Source organism: Xanthomonas sp. NCPPB 2866 (assembly GCF_041475745.2).
Lineage (GTDB): Bacteria > Pseudomonadota > Gammaproteobacteria > Xanthomonadales > Xanthomonadaceae > Xanthomonas > Xanthomonas arboricola.
This window is the reverse complement of record NZ_CM192975.1, coordinates 4,188,388-4,208,706: the sequence shown is the minus strand read 5'-3', so window position 1 is coordinate 4,208,706 and position 20,319 is coordinate 4,188,388. Positions and strand designations below refer to the sequence as shown.

Sequence of the window (20,319 nt, the reverse complement as noted above, 5' to 3'; positions counted from 1 at the left end):
GCGTCGATCAGGTTCGCGACATTCGACATGCGGTACGCAACACGCAACACGCAACATGCTTAGCGAGTGCTGGGCGATCTCATCTCCAAGCAGTCGTCATTGCTGATCAGGCGCAGCCTGCTCGAATCCCGCCGCCTGGCGCTGCCACAGGCCATCGAACACACCACCGTGACCACGCAGCTGTGCCGGGTTGCCGTCTTCGACCACGCGGCCTTCCTGCAGCACCACGATGCGATCGAAGCCGATTACCGTGGACAGGCGATGCGCCACCCCCAGTACCGTGCGGTCGCGCATCAGGTGATCCAGCGCGGCCTGGATTTCCGCTTCCGACTCGGTGTCCAGTGCCGAGGTGGCCTCATCCAGGATCAGGATCGGCGCGTCCTTCAGGAACGCACGGGCGATGCCCAGACGCTGGCGTTGACCACCGGAGAGCATGACCCCGCGTTCGCCGACCTGGGTGTCTTAGCCCTGCGGCAGCTGCCGGATGAAGCCATCGCAGAATGCATGCCGCGCAGCGTCCTGCACTTCCGCATCGCTGGCCTCCGGGCGGCCATAGCGGATGTTGTCGGCAATGCTGCGATTGAACAGCGCGGTTTCCTGCGGCACCACCGCAATCTTTTCGCGCAGGCTGTCCTGGCTGACGCTGCGGATGTCCTGGCCATCGATCAGCATGCGTCCGGATTGCACATCGTCCAGGCGCTGGATCAGCGCGATCAAGGTGGACTTACCGGCACCCGAGGGCCCGACGATGCCGACCTTCTGGCCGGCAGGGATGTGCAGGTTCAATCCATCCAGCACTGCTGCCCGCTCCGGATAGGCAAAGCGCACCTCTTCGAACCGCACATTGTCCTGGGCCAGGGCCAGCGGTGCGTCCGCACCGACGATGGCATGCGGTTGCAGGATGATCTGCAGCGTGTCGGCGATGGCGCCCAGCTGCTGGGTGGTGTCCACCAGCGTCAGCGCCAGGTCGCGCGAGCCGTGCAGGATGCGGAAGGTCAGCGCGCTGACCAGCACCACGTCGCCCGCGCTCACCGTGCCGGCGCGCCGCATGCTGATCGCCCAGATCAACATGCCGCCGGCCATCACCGACAGGCAAATGTCGTGGATCACGCGGGCCTTTTCCACGTACATCCAGCTGCGGCGATGGGCGACCGCCTCGTCGCCGATCTGCTCGGCCAGCCGCGCGCTTTCGCGATCGCGTGCGGCAAACGCCTTGATCGTCCACACAGTGGACACCGCATCTACCAGCTCGCCGCCTACGCGCGCGGCCTGCCGCCTCGCTAAGCAAGCGAGGCGGGCTTTGCGAGCAGCTGCAGCGCAGGACGGCGTTACAGCGTGACCGCGCCACCGGCAATGGTGAGCAAGGTGCCCGAGGTGTAGCTGGCGGTATCGGCAGCCAGCATCACGTACGCCGATGCCAGCTCCACCGGTTGCCCGGGGCGCCCCATTGGCGTCTGCCCGCCGAAGTTTTCCACCGACTCCTCGTCCATGCCGGCCGGAATGAACGGCGTCCAGATCGGACCCGGCAGCACCGCGTTGACGCGGATGTGCTTTTCGGCCAGTACGCCCGCCAGGCCAATCGTCAGGTTGGCCAGCGCGCCCTTGGTAGCGGCATACGGCAGGATGTTCGGCGTCGGCTTCTTGGACTGCACCGAGGCGGTATTGATGATGGAGCCGCCGTCTTTCATCAGCGGTACCGACAACTGCACCAGGTGGAACACGGCATGCACGTTGGTGTCGAAGGTCTTGCGCCATTCGTCCAGCGTGATGTCTTCGAAGTTCTCAAAATACTTCTGATAGCCGGCGTTGTTGACCAGGATATCCAGGCCGCCGAACGTGCTGTTGACCTGTTCGATCAACGCAGCCGCCTGGGCCGGGTCGCTGATGTCGCAGCCCACCAGCAAGGCCTTGACGCCGGCCTTTTCGATCAATGCGCCGATTCTGGCGGCGTCTTCCTGCTCGTCGGGAAGATAGGCGATCGCCACGTCGGCACCCTCGCGTGCATAGGCGATCGCCACGGCCGCACCGATGCCGCTGTCGCCGCCGGTGATCAATGCGCGCTTGCCGGTGAGCTGCCCATGACCGACGTAACTGTCTTCGCCGTGATCCGGGCGCGGGTCCATCTTCTCGGTACGCCCGGGAAAGTTCTGCTGCTGCGGCTTGAATGGCGGGCGCGGGTAATTGGGTACGGGCATTTCAGTCTCCTGGCGGTGTGACGCATCACGATGAACGGCAGTGTGCGTGCGCAGACGTAAACGGGCGGGCTAGGCGATGTCGGCGGCGTGTGTGTTGACGATGGCGCCGCTTATGCACGCGGCAATTGCTTCACGCCATCGCGCAGCTTTGTTCACTGCTGTGCAATGCACGCCGGCCTAGCGTGGGCTCACGACCACAAACGCAGGAGAACGACGATGGGCAGTGAACCGAAAAAGCCATGGGGCCCGGACGACGACCAGCAAAAGCCGTTTACGCCGCAGGAACAGCGCAACGAGGATGTCGAGTGGAAGGTGCACGACATGCCCGACGAAGACCGCGATGTGAACAAGGCCGACCCCGAGCACGATTACGAGCGACCGGACGGCTCCGAGAAGCGCTGAGTCGCGCTCGACGCTGCAGTTCCGGCGTTCGCGATGTAGGCGCACGCAACTCTGCCGTCGTGTCACAGCGCCGGCCTTGGCAGCTCTATGCACATTTTCTCCACGGCCGGTGCGTAGGCTATTTGCAACACAGCGCACCCGACGGCTCGCGGTCGGGCGTGCGCAAGGCATCCACCGGCAATGATCCACGTCGGCGCGAGCCGACAGTCCAGCAGGCGCGTCGTAGCGCAAGCCAAGCGAGCTGATCCGTCAGCTCAGTCCAACGGTACCCGTGTCCGGGTTGCCCTCCATCTCCCGCAAACCTTGCGCTCCTTGGCGTTTCGCCCAAGACGACGCGCTGACCGACCCCGACCATGACGCTTGGCACTGGCGTAATCCAGCGCCGCCATGCGTACTTCGGTCGACCATTTACGGCGAGCTCGACTTGGGGGGAAGCGGGCGCCATACGGCCGGATGGCCGTGACACGGATGTGCCATCTCGTGGTGACGTACAGGCGCGTTTTTCGCGCAGCCGTCACAATTCTCAACTGAACATGTATTAGTCATTGCGGACAGAAGCGCCCATGGACCGTCTTTCCTGCGCCATCATCGACGACGACGTGGAGTTCTGCGATCAGGTGGTTGAGTTAGCCACCGATAGCGGCTTCCGTGCCAAGGGCATCCACACCCTTGGCGAAGCCAGCCGTTGGCTGGACAGCAACTTCCCCGACCTGTTGGTGGTGGACGTTGGTCTGCCCGACGGTAGCGGTTTCGATCTCATCGAACGGCTCGACCCGGATCACACGCCGCAGATTGTGGTGGTTTCGGGCGATTACGCCTACGAAACCCAGGGCCGCGCGCAGCAGTTCGGCGTCAGTGAGTTCCTTACCAAGCCGTTTGCGCCCGAGCGGCTGGAGCGCGTGCTCGGCGGCCTGCGCGACGCGCAGCAGGGCAATCTGGGCATCATCGGCAACAGCGACAGCATCGTGCTGCTGCGCAAGGACATCCTGCGCGTGGCGCCGACCGATCTGAATGTGCTGGTGACCGGCGAGACCGGCACCGGCAAGGATCTGGTCGCGCGCGCGATCCACCGGGTCTCCGGCCGGCGTGGTCGCTTCGTGCCGGTCAACTGCGGTGCCATTCCCGAGGAGCTGCTCGCCAGCCAGTTGTTCGGCCACGAGCGCGGCAGCTTCACCGGTGCCGATCGTCGGCACGCCGGCTTCCTGGAGCAGGCCGCCGATGGCACGCTGTTCCTGGATGAGATCGGCGAGATGCCGACCCGGCTGCAGGTCTACCTGCTGCGCGCGATCGAGTCGCGCAGCTTCATGCGCGTGGGTGGCAGCGAGGAGATCCCGCTGGACGCGCGCGTGGTCGCGGCAACCCACCAGCATGTGCAACGCGAGCACGGCGTGCTGCGCGAGGATCTGTTCTACCGGCTCAACGAGTACCCGATCCAGGTGCCGCCGCTGCGCGAGCGTCGTGGCGATGCGCGGCTGCTGGGCCTGCGCGTGATCGATGAGCTCAACGTCAAGTACGGCACCCGCAAGCTGCCGACCAAGTCGTTGCTGCGCTATCTGGCCTACCACACCTGGCCGGGCAACGTGCGCGAACTGCGCTCGTTCATCCGCTATCTGTACCTGCGCGCGGACGGCGACCTGCTGAGCGCACCGGATGTGGTGCAGACCGTGCCGCAGGCCGATGAAGACGGCTTGCTGATTCCGGCGGGATGGACCATGCGCCAGGCCGAGGACGCCATGATCGAGGCAGCACTGGCGCGCACGCGCTTCAACAAGAAGGCGGCGGCGCGCGAGTTGGGGATCAGTGTGCGCACCCTGCACAACCGGCTCAGCGACAAGGACGCGTAGTGGGCGATGCATCCCAGGGGCGGCGGCGCGAGCTGCTGCATCAGCTGCGCAACCGCCTCAACGTGATGGGCTTTGCGTTGTATGCGTTACGCAACGAGACCTCCAAGCCCATGGAGACCTTGCGCACCACCCATCAGTCGGCGGTGGAGTTGCTCAATCAACTGGGCGAAGAAGAGCGCGCCCTGCGCCAGGACGATGCGATGTCCACCGACAGCGCCGATCAGTAATGCTCGGCAGGCTGGGTCTGGTTGCTGAGCAGTGCGGTGATGGTGCGCGGGTTGTAGGGCTTCATGCAGTACGACAGATGCGCAAACCGCGGCGGTAGCGTGTAGCGGTCGTAGCCGGAGCAGAACGAGAACGGCACGCCGCGCTCCAGCAGCGCATCGGCGACCGGAAACACCGGTTGGCCACGCACATTGACGTCGAGCAAAGCGCCATCGATGGTCTGGCCGGAGGCCACCAGCGACAATGCCTCCAGCACATTGCCCACCGGCCCGAGTACATAGACGCCGGCTTCCACCAACAGATCGTTGAGCGATTCGGCCAGCAGATAGTCGTCCTCGACCACGAGGATGCGACGGCCGTTGAGTGGATTGTCCTGCATGGCGAGCTCCTGGAGCGGTGGCGCTGTCTGGCGACGCGCAAGCCATAGTGCGCGTCGCGTCGGTTAACGCCGCGCGTAAGCAGGCGCTTCCAGAACCGGTCGTGCAAGGCAGCTGTACCGCTCAGACGCCGCGTAGCAGTAGAGGCGGGTTTGCGCCATCATTGACGATTGCGCCTCACACCCGACGCGATCGATGCGATGACTGACGACGACACTTCCTGCGACGACACCACAGCGACCCCCGTGCACGACGCCGTGGCGCCACCGCCGTTATTCGTTCTCGGTGTCGGCGCCGATGGCCTGGATGCCACCCGCCTGGCCGAGCTGCTCGACGCGGTCGCCGGGGCGCCCAATCTGGTCATCATGCTGTTGCTGCGCGATCGCCACCTGCTGGACGAGCCGCGCCTGCGCGAGTTGCTCGGCCCGCAATCCAGCCTGCTGCTGGCGCCGGAGGACGGCGATGCGCTGCATCCCGGGCGCATTTACCTACCGCCCAGCCAGACCCTGGTGACCCTGGAAGAGGGCCGGCTGCGGCTGCGCCCGTTGGAGGAAGCCAGCGATCACGGCTTGATCGACAGTTTCTTCGTTTCGATGGCGCACGACCAGGACGGCAACGTGATCGGCCTGATCATGGGCCGCTTCGATGGCGACGGCACCCTGGGCACCGCCGCGATCAAGGAATGTGGCGGTCTGGCGCTGGCGGTGGACGACCCGTCGTTACATGGCATGGATCTGCGCAGTGCCGGCAACCCGGCCGCCATCAGCGACGATATCCTGCCGCTGCCGCGCGTGGCCGCACGCATCGCCGCGCATATGCAACGCCACCATCGCTTCGGTCATCCGGCACCGGTGGGCGTGCGCAACGGCAGCGAGAACGATCAGCTCAGCCAGGTCGCCAGCATCCTGCGCAATGCCACCGGCCATGATTTCCACGGGTACAAGCGCGCCACGTTCCTGCGCCGCGTGCAGCGACGCATGCAGGTGGTGCAGGTGGATACGCTGGAGCAGTATCTGGAGCAGCTGCGCAGCCGCTTCGACGAACCGCTGCTGCTGTTCAACGATCTGCTGATCGGCGTCACCCAGTTCTTCCGCGACCGCCGCGAGTTCGAATTTCTGGAACAGCAGGTGATTCCGCGCCTGTTCCAGGGCAAGCAGCCGGGCGATCACCTGCGGGTGTGGGTGCTGGGTTGCTCCACCGGCGAAGAGGCCTATTCGTTGGCGATGCTGTTGCGCGAGCATGCGCAGACGCTGGACGTGGCGCCGCGCATCCAGATCTTCGCCAGCGACATCGACGGGCGGGCGTTGGCCATCGCACGGGTGGGGCGTTATTCGTCCAGCATCGTCGCCGACGTGGGGCCGGAGCGCCTGCAGCGCTGGTTCGTCAAGGAGGGCGATACCTATGTGGTGAGCAAGCAGCTGCGCGAGCTGTGCGTGTTCTCGCAGCACAGCATCGTCAAGGACCCGCCGTTCTCGCGGCTGGATCTGGTGTCGTGCCGCAATCTGCTGATCTACCTGGACGCCGAGCTGCAGAACCGGGTGATCCCGGTGTTTCACTTCGCCCTCAAGCCGGGCGGCTATCTGTTCCTGGGCAATGCCGAAAACGTCTCGCGGCATGCCAAGTTGTTCGCACCGGTGGAGCGCAGCTTCCGCGTGTTCCAGAAGATCGATGCCGACAGCCGCATGCATGCGACCTTCCCGTCGTCTTCGCTCGGACTGGACGGCCATGCACCGGCGGCCAACCGCCAGCAGCGCAGTGTCAGCAATGCACTGGTGCGCGCCGGCGAGCGCATCGCCGATCGCTATGCCCCGGCCTATGCGGTGCTGGACGAGCATTTCGACGTGCTGCATTTCTCTTCCCAGGCCGGGCGTTTCATCCGTCCCGGCGGTGGCGCGCCCAGCCTCAACCTGCTCAACCTGGTTCACCGCGACCTGCGGCTGGAGTTGCGCAGCGCGCTCAGCCGTGCCGAAGCGGACATGACGCCGGTGCAGGCCAGGGGCATCCAGATGCACGAGGACGCGGCGACCCTGGCGGTGGACCTGTTCGTGGAGCCGACCTCCGATTCGGAGGTGCCGCGCGGCTATGTGGTGTTGTTCCAGGAAGTGGAAGCACGTGAACTGGCCGAGCTGGCGCCGCCGAAAGATACCGTGTCCGACAACGCACACGTGCAGGCGCTGGAGAACGAGCTGCGCATGACCCGCGAGCGCCTGCAGTCGATGATCGAGGAGCTGGAAAGCACCAACGAGGAGCTCAAGTCCTCCAACGAGGAGTACCAGTCGCTCAACGAAGAACTGCAGAGCGCCAACGAAGAGCTGGAAACCTCCAAGGAAGAGCTGCAGTCGGTCAACGAGGAGGTCACCACGGTCAACGGCGAGCTGGCCCACCGCGTGCAGGAACTCGCGCATGCCAACAGCGACCTGAAGAACCTGCTGGAAAGCACCCAGATCGCCACCGTATTCCTGGACAACGAGCTGCGCGTCACCAACTTCACTCCCGCGGTCACCGACATCCTGCCGCTGGTGGAAAGTGACATCCACCGGCCGATCAGCAACATCAAGCTGCACGTGGCCTACGATGAACTGCAGGACGATGTGCGCCGGGTGATCCGCACGCTGGCGGTGCTGGACCGCGAGGTGGAAAACCCCGCCACGCGCGCGCGCTACATGGTGCGCGTACTGCCGTACCGCACCGTCAATAATTTCATCGGCGGTGCGGTGTTGACCTTCATGGACGTCACCCCGCTGACACGCGCCGAGCGCGCGTTGCGCAGCAGCGAGCAGCGCCTGCGCACCTTGATGGAAGGCATTCCGCAACTGGTGTGGCGCTCGCTCGATGGCGGCCGCTGGACCTGGTCCAGCCCGCAATGGTCCAGCTACACCGGCCAGCGCGATGGCGAGAGCCTGGAACTGGGCTGGCTGCAGGTGGTGCATCCGGACGAGCGCGAGCTGACCCTGAATGCCTGGCACGACAGTGCGCGTACCGGCGGGCTGGATGTGGAACACCGCCTGTTCAACGCAGCCGAAGACGGCTACCGCTGGTTCCATACGCGCAGCGCGCCGGTGCTGGACGAGCGCGGCCAGGTGCTGGAATGGCTGGGAACCTCCACCGAATCGGACAATTTGCGCCGCCTGCAGGACGAACAGCGCGTGCTGGTCAGCGAATTGCAGCACCGCACCCGCAACCTGATCACCGTGGTGCAGTCGGTTGCCAAGCAGACCGTCCAGAGCAGCCACAGCATGCCGGAATTCGCCGGCAGGTTCGACGACCGGCTCTCTGCGTTGTCGCGTGTGCAAGGACTGTTGTCGCAGTCGGACAACGAGCCCACCACCATCGGTGCGCTGCTGCGCATGGAGCTGGATGCGCTCGGCGCCGAGCCCGACCAACAGCGCATCGTGGTGGAAGGCCCGGATGTGGCGCTGCGCAAGTCCACGGTGCAGACGCTGGCGCTGGCGCTGCACGAACTGGCAACCAATGCGCTCAAGTACGGGGCGCTGGCGGTGGAGACCGGCACGCTGTCGGTGCGCTGGGACGTGGTGTCCACCAACGACGCCTCTGCGCGTCTGGTGCTGTCGTGGATCGAGGAAGGTGCCAGCCAGCAGCGGCGCGACGACCGCGACCAGGCGGGCGGATTCGGCCGCCGTCTGATCGAGAAGGCGCTGCCGTACAGCCATGGCGCACAGACGCGTTACGAGCTCAGCGATACACGCCTGGAATGCGAGATCCAGTTGCCGTTGACCTCGCTGCACGAGCGCTAGAGACCTGCACGCGCGCGTGCAGTCCGTGCGCACTCTGGCAGGCGCGGCCATGCCGATGTGCAAAATGCTGCGCATCCCGACGCGCCCCTCACGGAAATTCCTGCGCGTGCGTGCACATGTTGCGACGGATTCGCACCTCGCAACGATGCCGATGCCACGGCCGTCATGCAGGACCATTGCGGTGCATCAGTGCGCGGCATCCCTAAAACTTGGCGCGTATTGTGCGTAGCTCCTGCTGTCATCCAGATGCACAGTGGAGTAAACATGATTACGCGCATTCTTCAGTTGTCGGGCCGCGTTGCGAGCAATGCCTGGGTCGAGATCGGTGTCGGTGCCGATGCCGACATTCTGGTTGCCGACCGTGGCGGCAAGCGCGAGGAGCGTGCAACCTTCGGTCGACGTGCTCCGGGACAGCAGCGCTCGATCAATACCCAGGAGCCGGAGTGGCTGGGGCGCGTGGACCTCGCCATCTGGGAAACCCAGCGCTGCCTGATCCCGCTGTGTGGCTTTGTCTGCGCCGCATCGGCTGATGGTGCCACGTCGGCGACCTGGTTGAGTCAGGATGGCGGGGCGTTGTATGCCGCGGGCCTGCGCAATGTCATGGACATTGGCGGTCGCCTGCAGATGGGGTTCTCGCTGCTGGTCGCTTCCTCGACCAGCCTGCCGACACAGCGCCCACTATGCGTCGCAGGCGATGCCACGCACTGGTTGCAGGTCAGTGGCGAGGAGGCGATGCGTCATTTGATGCCGTGGCGGCTTGAGCGTTGCACCACGGCAGCAGGCGTGCGGCCGGAGTGGGCCAGCGAAGCGCATGCCACGCACACCGCGCCGGTATGAGCGGCGCGGGCACGCGCTGACACCAGGAGGCCTGTCGGGGCCTCTTTTCTTTTCAGTCGTTCGGTAACACCTTGCGCACGCGTCGGCGTCTTGTATCGAACCACATCCGTGCTGCATGGTCGTCGCAGGTGATACGCCGACGTCGCCGCGATGCCGACCGGCGCCATCTCGCCGGCCATCCGCCGCAGTTGCGTGCATCAAAAAGCCCGGGTCGCGAACGACCCGGGCCAGTCTCGGCAACTGCTAGCGCTGAAGATCAGCGTTGGATGTCGCCGGTGGTGGAGCCGGCGCCCGGGCCTGCGCCCAGGTCTGCACCGGTCACCCGATCCAGCTCCGGATTGGACAGAAGGCGCAGCGACATCGCATCCAGTGCCTCGGTCTGGGTCGCATCCAGCGCAACCGTGGCCGAACCATCGCCACCGTCGACTGCGGACTGCAGCTCACGGTCTGCCACCACGTCCCACTGCTCGCCGGCATTCCACGGGCCAATCGTGTCGCCTTCGCCCTGCGACATGTTGTAGTAGATGTCGGTAAAGCGTGGGTCGCCCGGCAGCTTGCCCGGCGGGAAGTTCGGCTCGATGGAGTACAACGCTTTCTCGAACGACTTCTGATGCGCCACTTCGCGCGTCATCAAGAAGCGCAGCGCATCCACGATGCCCGGATCATCGGTGACGGTGATCAGGCGCTCATAGACCAGCTTGGCGCGTGCTTCGGCAGCGATGTTCGAACGCATGTCCGAGGTCGGGCAACCGATCGAATCGACATAGGCCGAGGTCCACGGCACGCCACTGGAGTTGACCAGGGCCGGGCCACCGCCGTACAGGATCTGCTGGGTGTGGCTGGTGCTGTTCTGGGTCATGGAGCGCATCTCCATGGCCTCTTCCATGCCCTCGGACAACACGGCCTTGGGGCCCTTGTTGAGCATGGCGATGATCGAGCCGATGATTTCCAGATGGCTCAGTTCTTCGGTAGCGATATCGAACAACAAATCCTTGCGGCCCGGGTCGTCTTCGCCCAATGCCTGGGTGAAGTACTGCATTGCTGCAGCAAGCTCGCCCTGCGGTCCGCCGAACTGCTCGAGCATCAACGTGGCCAGATCCGGATTGGGTTCGGCCACGCGAACGGTGTACATCAGACGCTTGTTATGCATAAACATGGATGGTATTTCCTGGCTGGCGCCCGACGACGATTGCAACGCGGCATGCGCGCAGAAACCTGAGGCTGGCTATGGGTTGGGGGTTGCCCGCGGGATGCGGACAAACGCAGGCGGCAGCGCCGCCCGCGCGATGCATCAGGCCGCTTTGCTAGCCTTGGATGCCTTTTGATTGCCGCCTTGCTCGGCGAGCAGGGTCAGCTTTTCATCGGTGGCCTTTTCTTCTTCCAGCGTCGACAGCAGCAGGCTGACCGCATCGGTATAGCCCAGCTGCTTCGCAATCGCAGCGATGGTGCCGTACGAGGCGATCTCGTAATGCTCCACCTTCTGCGCGCCGCCGATCAGTGCCGCATCGCGTACCGGACCTTCTTCGATCTCGTCGATCACCTCGCGGCTTTCCTCGACCAGGCCTTCCATCGCGGCACACTTGATGCGCTTGAGCTTGATGCCGAGCAGTTCGACGATCTGGTCGATGCGTTCGATCTGGCCCTGGGTTTCTTCCAGGTGCAGCTTGAACGCTTCCACCAGCTTGGGTTCGGTGGCCGCACGTGCCAGGCGCGGCAGCGATTTGGTCAACTGCTTTTCTGCGCTGTAGATGTCCGACAGCTCGTGGACGAAAAGCTCTTCAATTGTCTTGATCGCCATGGGCGGCTCCTTTGGATGGATAGGTAGATAAACGATGCGGTGCAGCGTGTGTGCGTCTTGCCTGCGCTTGCGTGCGGACCAGCTGCGTCGTCACTGCGGCATCGCAGTGCCTGGCGTGACGCCAAGCCCGCAATGCAGCGTTGTTGTCGTGCTTGCTCACGCTGCCTCGCATGGTCGCTACGCTAATCGTCGGCGTGTTAGCGCGATCGGTGGATGCGGTGACGCCAAGGCGATAACGACCTGTGCCGTGAGCGGCGCGGTGATGATGCGCAGGTAATCGATTCGCCAGCGCGCGCCGTGGCAACCGCACTGCAACCGACCGAAATTGATGCCGGCTTGTTGAGACGCGTGCGTGCAGGGCGCATGACCACGGCCGCGCATGTCGCATCACCGCCACACCTGTGCTGATCTCGCGTCATTGCACGGATATCGACTCACGCGCGCAGCGATTGCACCGGCACCGTGCGGCATGCACTGCCGGGAATGCACGCCGTTGCAGACCGATGCGCTACAACCGATGGCTGGTCCTTGCCCCTGGAGCTGCCATGACGCCGTTGGACAAACCGTTACGCCGCGAGCTGCAGATCGGCGAGCAGGCCTATACCCTGGTCATCGACCCGCAGGGCTTGAAGCTGGTCGAAAAAGGCCGACGCAAAGGCGTGGCCTTGCGGTGGGACGAACTGGTCAGCGGCGATGCCGCACTGGCCCGCGCGCTGCAGGCCTCGCTTGGCGAGTCCTGAGCGCAACGCGCGGGCAGAACGATTCAGCGCGCAGGAAACAATCGTGCCAGCTCGCGGACTGCTGCTGCGGACGCGGCATGATCCGGCGTGGCATCGGGGTTGTTGAAATCGTGGGCACCTTGCGACTGCACCAGCAAGCCATCGCGACGCGGCACCACATTGAGATTGTGGCCGCGCCAGACCAACCCGTAGGTCACTTCCGGTTGCGGAATCAGGCGTGCGGTCTGCCCACGTACCGGGATGACGCTGTCGTCGCCAAGCAATGCGCGCGCGCCATATCCGGTGGCATTGACCAGGATCTTTTCGCGCAGCTGGCCGAACTGGCGCGGATGCTCGAAGTTGCGCGTGTACAGCTCGCCGCCGGCCTGCAGAAAGTCGTCCATCAGCAGGCGCGCGTAGGCGCTGAGGTTGAAGGTCAGCTGGCTGTAGCGGCGCACGAACGGCACCGGAAACGGATGACTGCCGGGCGCAACCGGTTGCGAGCGTGGGCCGAGATCGTCGAGCAGGTCGCGCTCCAGTGGCGGGTAGTCCGGCTCGTGCGCTTCGGCCGACGCGCTCGGTTGATCGAACGGCACATCCGACAACGCATAGCCATCGCGCCATTCGATCGGCTCGCCCGGCAGGCCCAGCAGGGTCTGGTAGCGGCGAAACGAAATGCGCGCCATCTCTTCCCAGCGGGTCCTGAAATCGGCGCTGGCGTGCTCGCTGGTGCACACGCGCGAGTCCGGCGACCACACGCCGGTGGCGTAGAACGAGCGCACGTCCGGCAGGCGCTCGCGCGCATAGATGCGCACGCGCAGGCCCGCACGTTGCGCCACCAGCGCGGTGGTCAGCCCGATCGCGCCGCAGCCGATCACCGCCAGCTCGCGCGCATCCGCATCGGCGGCCTGCACCAGCCGCAGCGCATGCTCGGCCGCGCCCCACGACAGCGACCACCCGCTGCCGCCATGTCCATAGTTGTGCACCACCGTCTTGCGGCCGATGCGTTCGGCCTCGATCCGCGGCCCCTGCGCACGGAACGGGCGGGTGCAGCCGTTGATCGCGATGATGCGATCCACCGCCGCACGGATCGGCGCCAGCGGCGGCGCTGCGGCGAACTGGTCGGGCGAGGCGCCCGGCGGCATGGCGGGTAGCGGCGAAGACGGCGTAGCGGCCACCTTGCCGGTCGCGGCCCAGCTCCCGGTGGAAGCGGCCGCGAGCGCGATGCCGACGCTGTGCAGGAAATGACGACGGTGCATGCGGCTCCTGAGCGATGTGCAGAAAGTGATTGGTAACGGCGCCTGCGTGACCGGCCACGCGTAGCGCGCGGTGCAGTACCGGTAAACGCCAGGCCCTGCGCTGCGCGCCAGCGACCCGCACCCCGCAGCATCGTCGGTCGCGCACGCCGAGCATACCGCGCGCATCTGTGCCTGCCACCGTCGACCAGGCCGGTTTCGCACCGCGATCCGGGCAGTTGAAGCCGCGCCAGCGGCCATTCGTCGCCCGGGGGCGTTCGCCCGATCGCTTGCCGGCTATGCTCGCCGCGTCCCAACCCAACGAGCTCCCACCCGTGTCTGCCAGCGTCTTCCTGATCGTGCGTATCGTGTTCGCCTGGGCCGCCGCGTTGCTGGTGGCTGCGATCATGTGGGCGCAGCTGTTCGGCTCCACCGGCGCGTTCTTCGGGCTGATCTGCGTGGTGCTGCTGACGCTTGCCCTGATGAGTGCGATCACGCATGTGCGCCGGGTGCGCCTGATCGCCGGGCGGCTGGATCACGACACCTTGTCGACCCGCCAGCGCCGCCAGATCGAGGTGCCGCTGGACGTGCAGGCCAGCTTTGCCGTGGTCGAAGAGGCCGTGCGCGCGTTGCCGCGCGTGCAGGACATCGAATGCGCGCCCGGCAGCCTGCTGATCCGCGCCAAGGTGCGCCGCATCGACCCTTACGAAGGACGTCAGCCCTCGCGCTGGAACCTGTTCGCGCGTTTTGCGATCAAGCGCAATCAGGTACTGGTGACGATCACGCCGGGGCAGGGCACCAGCAGCGTCACGGTGTTGTGCGAGCCCGACGCCGGCGCCTGGGTGGACCTGTTTGCGGTGGACGAAGGCAGCAATTACGAGAACGCCGAGGCGATCAATCGCGCGGTGGTGCGCCGGGTCGGCGAGCAACGTCGCGACGAACAGGCCGCGGCCGAGCAATCGGTGATGGAAAAGGAACTGGCGGTGGCCCGCCTGAACCTGCTGCATGCCCAGGTCGAGCCGCACTTTCTCTACAACACGCTGGCCAGCGCACAGGTGCTGGCACGCACCGACCCGCCGCGCGCGGAGATCATGATCGGGCACCTGATCCAGTACCTGCGCAGCTCGCTGCCCAGCGCCGACGGGGCCATCTCCACCCTGGGCGAGGAACTCGAACGCACCCAGGCCTATCTGGAAATCCTGCGCATCCGCATGGGCACGCGGCTGGCCCTGCAGGTGGAGGTGCCGTACGAGCTGCGCGCGCTGCAACTGCCGTCGATGATGCTGCAGACCCTGGTGGAGAACGCGATCAAGCACGGGCTGGAACCCAAGCCCGGCGGCGGCACGATATGGATCCTGGCGCGTCGCGTCGACGACCATGCCACGCTGACCGTGGCCGACGATGGCCAGGGCTTCGGCACCCACACCCAGGGCACCGGCATCGGCCTGAAGAACCTGCGCGAGCGGCTACAGTTGATCTACGCCGGCAAGGCCAGCTTTGCCATCGTGTCCAATTTCCCCAGCGGCGTGGCCGCCACCATCAGCCTGCCGCTGCCGGCGCAGATGACCGCCACACGCATGCCGCCGCCGTTGCCAGGCACGCACAGCTCCACCGCGCAGGTGCAGGCATGAGCGCGCTGCGTGCGGTGATCGCCGAAGACGAAGCGTTGCTGCGGCAGTCCCTGCTCGCGCTGCTGGCCGAGGTGTGCCCGCAGCTGCAGGTGGTGGGCGAATGCGAAGACGGCGCCGGCGCGCTGGAGACCATCGCCGCGCAGCAGCCGGATGTGGTGTTCCTGGATATCCGCATGCCCGGGCTCACCGGCATCGAGGTGGCGCGTGCGCTGCGCGAGGTCAGCCCGCGTACCCAGGTGGTGTTCGTCACTGCCTACGACCAGTACGCCATCGATGCGTTCGAACACGGCGCGGTGGACTACCTGCTCAAGCCGATCAGCCGCGAGCGCCTGCAGGCCACCTGGCAGCGCGTGCAGCAACGCGCTGCCGCCGGCCAGCCGGACGGCCAGCTGCTGGAGGCCTTGTTGCAGCGCCTGTCCGCGGGCCCTGCTGCCGCCAGCGCCGCGCCGCCGTTGGCCTGGCTCACCGCCAGCAGCGGCCGCGAGACGCGCCTGATCGCGCTGGACGAGGTGGCGTATTTCCAGGCCGACCAGAAATACACCACGGTGATGACCGCCGCCGGCGAGGCGATCCTGCGCACGCCGCTGCGTGAGTTGCTCGACGTGCTGGATCCGCAGGTGTTCAAGCAGATCCACCGCTCCACCATCGTCAACATGAAGGCGGTCGCCTCGGTGGTGCGCGAGGACACCGGCAAGGGCCGGCTGGCACTGCGCGGGCGCAGCGAAACGCTCACCGTCAGCCAGCCCTTCATGAGCCTGTTCCGCGGCATGTAATTCCCCCGATCGCATCGACTGAAAGGATTGCTGATATGCGCCTGATCGCCTCCCTCGTGTATTGCCTGCTTGCCTTGGCCGGTTGTCACGACCGCAATGGCACCACCTCCATCACCCGCGCCACCAGCAATGGCCAGGACGTGATCTTCAGCAAGACCCTGGCCACCGCTACCGACCTCAATGTGCACTGCCTGGCCAGCAGCAGCGGTCGCTGCCATTACCTGGTGTACGAGGAACACTGCGCCGCGCCTGCCGCGGGCAACACGACGGGCACGCCGGCCTGCGCACGCAGGACGCTGGACAGCTTTGCGCTGACACCGGGGCAGGTGCGCGAACTGCGCGGCATTCCGCGTCAGGCGCACACCTGTGTGGATACCAGCGCGCCCAGCGCCGATTGCCATGGCTGAGCGGGCCTTGAAGTCCTTGCTAGGCGAAAACATGTTTCAACTATGTAGCAAGCCATGCTGTAACCGGACGCAAGCCTGAATACGCACTGACGATCAGCGGCCGCTTCTGCGATGATTGCCGGCTTGTTGCCGGTTCACGGCGTCCTCACTGCCAGGCTTCTCATGTCCGAACAATCGCTACGCCGCGACGTTGGCCCCTTCGCCCTCATGCTCACCGGCCTGGGCTCGATCATCGGTTCCGGCTGGCTGTTCGGTGCCTGGCGCGCTGCCGGCCTGGCTGGCCCCGGTGCGATCTGGGCCTGGATTCTGGGTGCGGCGATCATCACCACCATCGCGCTGTCCTACGCGGAACTGGGCGCGATGTTTCCCGAGTCCGGCGGCATGGTGCGCTACAGCCATTACTCGCACGGCTCGCTGGTGGGCTTCATCGCCGGTTGGGCCAACTGGATCGCGATCGTGTCGGTGATCCCGGTCGAGGCCGAGGCCTCGGTGCAGTACATGGCCTCCTGGCCATGGGCCTGGGCGCAGGGCCTGTATGTGCAGGCACCCGGCGGGGCCGGGGAGTTGTCGGTGCCCGGCCTGCTGATCTCGGCAGTGCTGGTGCTGGTGTATTTCTTCCTCAATTTCTGGAGCGTCAAGCTGTTCGCGCGCTCCAATACGCTGATCACCGTGTTCAAGCTGGTGGTGCCGGCGGCGACCGGCGTGGCCCTGATCGCCAGCGGGTTCCACAGCGAGAACTTCAGCGTCGGCATCCACGGCGACGCGCACGTGATCGACCTGGCCGCGGTGCTTACCGCGGTGGCTACCGCCGGCATCGTCTTCAGCTTCAACGGCTTCCAGAGCCCGGTGAACCTGGCCGGTGAAGCGCGCAACCCGGGCCGCAGCATTCCGTTCGCGGTGCTGGGCTCGATCGCGCTGGCCACGGTGGTCTACGTGATCCTGCAGGTGGCCTACATCGGCGCGGTGCCGCCGGACCTGTTGGCCAAGGCCGGCTGGCACGGCATCGATTTCCGCTCGCCGTTCGCCGAGCTGGCCATCATCGTCAACCTGCACTGGCTGGCGATGCTGCTGTACATCGATGCGTTCGTCAGCCCCAGCGGCACCGGCATCACCTATACCGCCACCACCGCGCGCATGGTCTACGGCATGGAAAAGAACGGCACCATGCCGTCGGTGCTGGGCAAGCTGCACCCGGTCTGGGGCGTGCCGCGCATGGCGATGTTCTTCAACCTGGCGGTGTCGTTCGTGTTCCTGTTCTTCTTCCGCGGCTGGGGCACGCTGGCGGCGGTGATCTCGGTGGCGACCATCATTTCCTACCTCACCGGCCCGATCAGCGCGATGGCGCTACGCCGGCACGCGCCGGAGCTGCATCGCCCGCTGCGCATCGCCGCGCTGCCGGTGCTGGCCGGCGTGGCCTTCGTGATGGCGACCGAGCTGCTGTACTGGGCGCGCTGGCCGCTGACCGGCGAGATCATCCTGCTGATGGTCGTGGCGCTGCCGGTGTACTGCTACTACCAGGCCAAGCAGGGCTGGCCGGATCTTGGGCGCAACCTCAAGGGCGCGGCCTGGATGATCTGCTACCTGCCGACGATCGCGCTGCTGTCCTGGGCCGGCAGCAGCGACTTCGGCGGCCATGGCTATCTCAGCTACGGCACCGATCTTGCGGTAGTGGCTGCAGTCGGCGCGGTGTTCTACATCTGGGGCGTGCGCAGCGGTTGGCGTACGCCGTCGGTGGAGAAGGCCGTCGCGCAGGCGTGAGCGCCTGATCGCTGATTGCTGCTGAAACAAGGCGTCTGTCTCCGGACGCCGCCAACAAAAAACGGCCGGTGCACTGCACCGGCCGTTTTTTGTTGGTCGTCACGCACGCGATGGAGTGCAGCGACCGGCGCCGCCTGGCAGCGCACGCCGTGTTGCAATCGGACGTCGGGCAGATCAATCAGAACGTTTCGTCAGGCGCGCGGCCTTGCCGATGCCTTGCGGCAATCACCGCATCCATCGCCACACCGCTACGCCAGCGTCCCCGCCGCCGCGCTGTGGGGAGCGGTATTGGTCACCAGCCGCGGCGCACCATCGAAGCGGTCCAGATCACGCAGCAATTCGGTGTAGCGACGCAGCCGCCCCATCTCGCGCATGTTGACGATGTCCTCGTGGCGCAGCTCGCGCTTGGAACTGACCTCCTGCTTGTAGCGCAGCACTTCCGGGTAGCGGCGGGTCATGTCCAGCGCATCGGCCACGCATTCGACCGAATCGGCATCCGGGGTGACCCGTGCACGGCTGTTGAAGGCGCGCAGCCAGCGTTCGAAACCGGCGCTGTGATCGAACAGATCGGCGATGTACCACATGACGAACAGGATCGAGGCCCACGAGGTAAAGATGATCACCACGCGGCTGAATGTGAGGTGGTAGTCGTTCTGCCACAGCTGGTGGGTGATCACGCCCAGCAGCACCAGCGAGATCGCCTGCCAGCCGATGATCGAGGCGATCACCCACTGTTTCTTGGCCACCTTGAGCAGATTGAGCTCCTGGTCGAGCTGTTCGTCGGTCTTTTCGCGCCAGTGCGCGACCTGCTCGTCGAAGGAGAGCCGATGGAGTGCGTTGTCCTGCAATAGCAGGCCCAAACCCTGGAACAAAGCGATCATGACAAGCTCCTGACGGATGGCTGGTACGAACGACTTGCTGCACCCGGCAACGCGCCGGTGCCCTGGAGCGACCGGGCACCGGCTGGCAGTGATGCTGGCCGGTACACGGACGGCCCTAGTTCTAGCACTTTCGCCGTGCTTGGCAATGCCTGCTGCGCGCCGAAGGCCAGCCAATCCTGCGTACCGGCGCACAAATCGCGGTATTCAGGCGATTTGAAGCGTTTGCCGGGCGATTGCAGCTGCGGTGCGCCGTGATTCTTGTTGCACTGCACACTCGCGCCTGCGTGATTGCATCCGCGGCGGTTGCGACCGGCGCGACCCAGTCCGGCGTACAGATCACGTGAGCGCCGCGCAAGCACGCATGCCGCGCAAGGTCCCACGACGGGCGGGCAAGCACCCGCCGAGAATGTCGGCACGCATGGAGACGAGCAGCGCACACGCCGCCGCCTTTCACCAATCCCAACTCCCCAATCCCCAATCCCAGCCCCTCAGCACCACGACGCGCTCTTGCAACCGCCTAGGTATCCTTGCGCGCATGTCAGCCGTCCTGCGTACCCTCACTGCTCCCGCCGCCAGGCAGATCCATCGCTGGGTGCTGGGCGCGTTTCCGCGTGGCCAGAGCACCATCGATTACGACCAGCCACTCGGGGATCCCGGCATCTTCGGGCCCGACAGCGTCACCTGGCGCGTGCATTCCGAATTCCCCGGCATGTTGTCCGGCGGACTGTGCGCATTGATGCTGCAACTGCTGCATCCACGCGCGCTGGCCGGGGTCTACGACCATTCCAACTTCCGCGCAGACCTGATCGGGCGGCTGCGGCGCACCACCAATTTCGTCGCCGGCACCACCTATGCCCCGCGCGCCGAGGCCGAGCAACTGATCGCCCGCGTGCGCAGCATCCATTCGCATATCCACGGCCACACCGCCGACGGCGTGCCGTACGACGCCAACGACCCGCAGTTGCTGACCTGGGTGCACGTCACCGAAGCCTACGGTTTTCTGCAGGGCTGCCGACGTTATTGCCGCGACGTGCCGGCGCACATTGCCGATCGTTACTACGACGAAGCGCGCCGCGTCGCCGAAGCGCTGGGCGCCGCCGATGTGCCTGCCAGCGAAGCGCAGGTTGATGCGTATTTCGCCACCGTGCGCGGGCAGTTGCGCATGGACACGCGCTCGCGCGAGGTGCTCGACATCCTCACCAGCATCCAGTTGCCGGTGCCGGCGGCCGGTCTGTCGCGCGGGGTGTTTCTCGGTGCCGGTACCGCCCTGTTGCCGGGCTGGGCCAGCGACATGCTCGGCCGCACCACCACGCAGCGCGCACAGGCACATGCGTCGGCGCGGCTGTTGCGCAGCCTGTCGCCCTTGTTCCGCACCGCGCTACGCGACGGGCTGTCCGCACGCGCCTGCCGCCGCATGCAGCTGCCGCAGACGATGTTGCTGGAGTGGCCCGGGGCGCAGTGAGTGCGGGTGCTTGCCTGGTG

General features: G+C 65.8%; 16 protein-coding genes and 2 pseudogenes. 11 read left to right on the top strand and 7 right to left on the bottom strand.

Annotated features, from left to right (window positions below; genetic code table 11):
• Positions 1-96 precede the first annotated feature (96 nt).
• Both ACCQ04_RS17810 and ACCQ04_RS17805 read right to left on the bottom strand, forming a co-directional pair.
• Positions 97-1,272 (bottom strand): annotated as a pseudogene (locus ACCQ04_RS17810) (ABC transporter ATP-binding protein); the annotation flags it as partial.
• Between the two features lie 56 nt (positions 1,273-1,328).
• Complete coding sequence (locus ACCQ04_RS17805; protein ID WP_372358581.1) at positions 1,329-2,195, bottom strand: glucose 1-dehydrogenase; 867 nt, start codon at positions 2,193-2,195, stop codon at positions 1,329-1,331.
• A 216-nt stretch (positions 2,196-2,411) separates the two neighbouring features.
• On the opposite strand from ACCQ04_RS17805, the gene ACCQ04_RS17800 reads away from it, so the two are divergent.
• From ACCQ04_RS17800 to ACCQ04_RS17790, 3 genes are all read left to right on the top strand, one after another.
• Positions 2,412-2,597 carry a hypothetical protein gene (locus tag ACCQ04_RS17800; RefSeq protein ID WP_016900925.1) on the top strand — a complete coding sequence of 62 codons (186 nt, stop codon included), beginning with the start codon at positions 2,412-2,414 and terminating at the stop codon, positions 2,595-2,597.
• A 563-nt stretch (positions 2,598-3,160) separates the two neighbouring features.
• Positions 3,161-4,441: a sigma-54-dependent transcriptional regulator gene (locus ACCQ04_RS17795; RefSeq protein ID WP_046344551.1), complete on the top strand. Its 1,281-nt coding sequence runs from the start codon at positions 3,161-3,163 to the stop codon at positions 4,439-4,441.
• A complete protein-coding gene (locus tag ACCQ04_RS17790; protein ID WP_024938476.1) occupies positions 4,441-4,668 on the top strand; it encodes a hypothetical protein in 228 nt (75 codons plus the stop codon). Before ACCQ04_RS17795 ends, ACCQ04_RS17790 begins: the two co-directional genes overlap by 1 nt.
• Here the strand turns inward: ACCQ04_RS17790 and ACCQ04_RS17785 are convergent.
• Positions 4,662-5,045 (bottom strand): response regulator, encoded by a 384-nt coding sequence (locus ACCQ04_RS17785; RefSeq protein ID WP_372358580.1) that lies wholly within the window; start codon positions 5,043-5,045, stop codon positions 4,662-4,664. The genes ACCQ04_RS17790 and ACCQ04_RS17785 overlap by 7 nt on opposite strands.
• A gap of 198 nt (positions 5,046-5,243) precedes the next feature.
• On the opposite strand from ACCQ04_RS17785, the gene ACCQ04_RS17780 reads away from it, so the two are divergent.
• Positions 5,244-8,798, top strand: a complete 3,555-nt coding sequence (locus ACCQ04_RS17780; protein WP_372358579.1) for a CheR family methyltransferase — start codon at positions 5,244-5,246, stop codon at positions 8,796-8,798.
• A 264-nt stretch (positions 8,799-9,062) separates the two neighbouring features.
• Positions 9,063-9,635 (top strand): hypothetical protein, encoded by a 573-nt coding sequence (locus tag ACCQ04_RS17775; RefSeq protein ID WP_046344548.1) that lies wholly within the window; start codon positions 9,063-9,065, stop codon positions 9,633-9,635.
• A 256-nt stretch (positions 9,636-9,891) separates the two neighbouring features.
• On the opposite strand, the gene ACCQ04_RS17770 is transcribed toward ACCQ04_RS17775, so the two are convergent.
• Positions 9,892-10,791, bottom strand: coding sequence for a manganese catalase family protein (locus tag ACCQ04_RS17770; RefSeq protein WP_046344546.1), 900 nt, complete (start codon positions 10,789-10,791; stop codon positions 9,892-9,894).
• A 135-nt stretch (positions 10,792-10,926) separates the two neighbouring features.
• Positions 10,927-11,433, bottom strand: a complete 507-nt coding sequence (locus ACCQ04_RS17765) for a YciE/YciF ferroxidase family protein (protein WP_016900918.1) — start codon at positions 11,431-11,433, stop codon at positions 10,927-10,929.
• Between the two features lie 545 nt (positions 11,434-11,978).
• Between ACCQ04_RS17765 and ACCQ04_RS17760 the strand changes: the two genes are divergently transcribed.
• Entirely contained in the window at positions 11,979-12,173 is a 195-nt protein-coding gene (locus tag ACCQ04_RS17760; RefSeq protein WP_039513305.1) for a hypothetical protein, read from the top strand.
• Positions 12,174-12,196: 23 nt separating this feature from the next.
• Here ACCQ04_RS17760 and ACCQ04_RS17755 read toward each other — a convergent pair whose 3' ends face one another.
• Entirely contained in the window at positions 12,197-13,411 is a 1,215-nt protein-coding gene (locus tag ACCQ04_RS17755) for an FAD-dependent oxidoreductase (protein ID WP_226427507.1), read from the bottom strand.
• Between the two features lie 311 nt (positions 13,412-13,722).
• On the opposite strand from ACCQ04_RS17755, the gene ACCQ04_RS17750 reads away from it, so the two are divergent.
• From ACCQ04_RS17750 to ACCQ04_RS17735, 4 genes are all read left to right on the top strand, one after another.
• The gene (locus ACCQ04_RS17750; protein ID WP_180968612.1) at positions 13,723-15,018 is read left to right on the top strand and encodes a sensor histidine kinase; all 1,296 of its coding nucleotides are present in this window, start codon (positions 13,723-13,725) and stop codon (positions 15,016-15,018) included.
• A complete protein-coding gene (locus ACCQ04_RS17745; protein WP_104608206.1) occupies positions 15,015-15,791 on the top strand; it encodes a LytR/AlgR family response regulator transcription factor in 777 nt (258 codons plus the stop codon). Before ACCQ04_RS17750 ends, ACCQ04_RS17745 begins: the two co-directional genes overlap by 4 nt.
• A gap of 35 nt (positions 15,792-15,826) precedes the next feature.
• On the top strand, positions 15,827-16,198 hold the full coding sequence (locus ACCQ04_RS17740) for a hypothetical protein (RefSeq protein WP_024940773.1): 372 nt from the start codon (positions 15,827-15,829) through the stop codon (positions 16,196-16,198).
• 162 nt (positions 16,199-16,360) lie between these two features.
• Positions 16,361-17,956: an APC family permease gene (locus ACCQ04_RS17735; RefSeq protein ID WP_024940772.1), complete on the top strand. Its 1,596-nt coding sequence runs from the start codon at positions 16,361-16,363 to the stop codon at positions 17,954-17,956.
• Positions 17,957-18,204: 248 nt separating this feature from the next.
• Here ACCQ04_RS17735 and ACCQ04_RS17730 read toward each other — a convergent pair.
• Positions 18,205-18,926, bottom strand: a pseudogene (locus ACCQ04_RS17730) (hypothetical protein).
• Positions 18,927-19,372: 446 nt separating this feature from the next.
• Here ACCQ04_RS17730 and ACCQ04_RS17725 point away from each other — a divergent pair.
• Positions 19,373-20,299: an oxygenase MpaB family protein gene (locus ACCQ04_RS17725; RefSeq protein ID WP_065032927.1), complete on the top strand. Its 927-nt coding sequence runs from the start codon at positions 19,373-19,375 to the stop codon at positions 20,297-20,299.
• Positions 20,300-20,319: the final 20 nt, after the last annotated feature.

What these genes read in the sequence shown, in the direction of transcription:
- ACCQ04_RS17800 (WP_016900925.1), top strand. Translation starts at nt 2,412, where the DNA reads ATGGGCAGTGAACCGAAAAAGCCATGGGGCCCGGACGACGACCAGCAA.
- ACCQ04_RS17735 (WP_024940772.1), top strand. Translation starts at nt 16,361, where the DNA reads ATGTCCGAACAATCGCTACGCCGCGACGTTGGCCCCTTCGCCCTCATG.
- ACCQ04_RS17755 (WP_226427507.1), bottom strand. Translation starts at nt 13,411, where the DNA reads ATGCACCGTCGTCATTTCCTGCACAGCGTCGGCATCGCGCTCGCGGCC.
- ACCQ04_RS17740 (WP_024940773.1), top strand. Translation starts at nt 15,827, where the DNA reads ATGCGCCTGATCGCCTCCCTCGTGTATTGCCTGCTTGCCTTGGCCGGT.
- ACCQ04_RS17760 (WP_039513305.1), top strand. Translation starts at nt 11,979, where the DNA reads ATGACGCCGTTGGACAAACCGTTACGCCGCGAGCTGCAGATCGGCGAG.
- ACCQ04_RS17795 (WP_046344551.1), top strand. Translation starts at nt 3,161, where the DNA reads ATGGACCGTCTTTCCTGCGCCATCATCGACGACGACGTGGAGTTCTGC.
- ACCQ04_RS17785 (WP_372358580.1), bottom strand. Translation starts at nt 5,045, where the DNA reads ATGCAGGACAATCCACTCAACGGCCGTCGCATCCTCGTGGTCGAGGAC.
- ACCQ04_RS17765 (WP_016900918.1), bottom strand. Translation starts at nt 11,433, where the DNA reads ATGGCGATCAAGACAATTGAAGAGCTTTTCGTCCACGAGCTGTCGGAC.
- ACCQ04_RS17770 (WP_046344546.1), bottom strand. Translation starts at nt 10,791, where the DNA reads ATGTTTATGCATAACAAGCGTCTGATGTACACCGTTCGCGTGGCCGAA.
- ACCQ04_RS17745 (WP_104608206.1), top strand. Translation starts at nt 15,015, where the DNA reads ATGAGCGCGCTGCGTGCGGTGATCGCCGAAGACGAAGCGTTGCTGCGG.
- ACCQ04_RS17780 (WP_372358579.1), top strand. Translation starts at nt 5,244, where the DNA reads ATGACTGACGACGACACTTCCTGCGACGACACCACAGCGACCCCCGTG.
- ACCQ04_RS17725 (WP_065032927.1), top strand. Translation starts at nt 19,373, where the DNA reads ATGTCAGCCGTCCTGCGTACCCTCACTGCTCCCGCCGCCAGGCAGATC.
- ACCQ04_RS17775 (WP_046344548.1), top strand. Translation starts at nt 9,063, where the DNA reads ATGATTACGCGCATTCTTCAGTTGTCGGGCCGCGTTGCGAGCAATGCC.
- ACCQ04_RS17805 (WP_372358581.1), bottom strand. Translation starts at nt 2,195, where the DNA reads ATGCCCGTACCCAATTACCCGCGCCCGCCATTCAAGCCGCAGCAGCAG.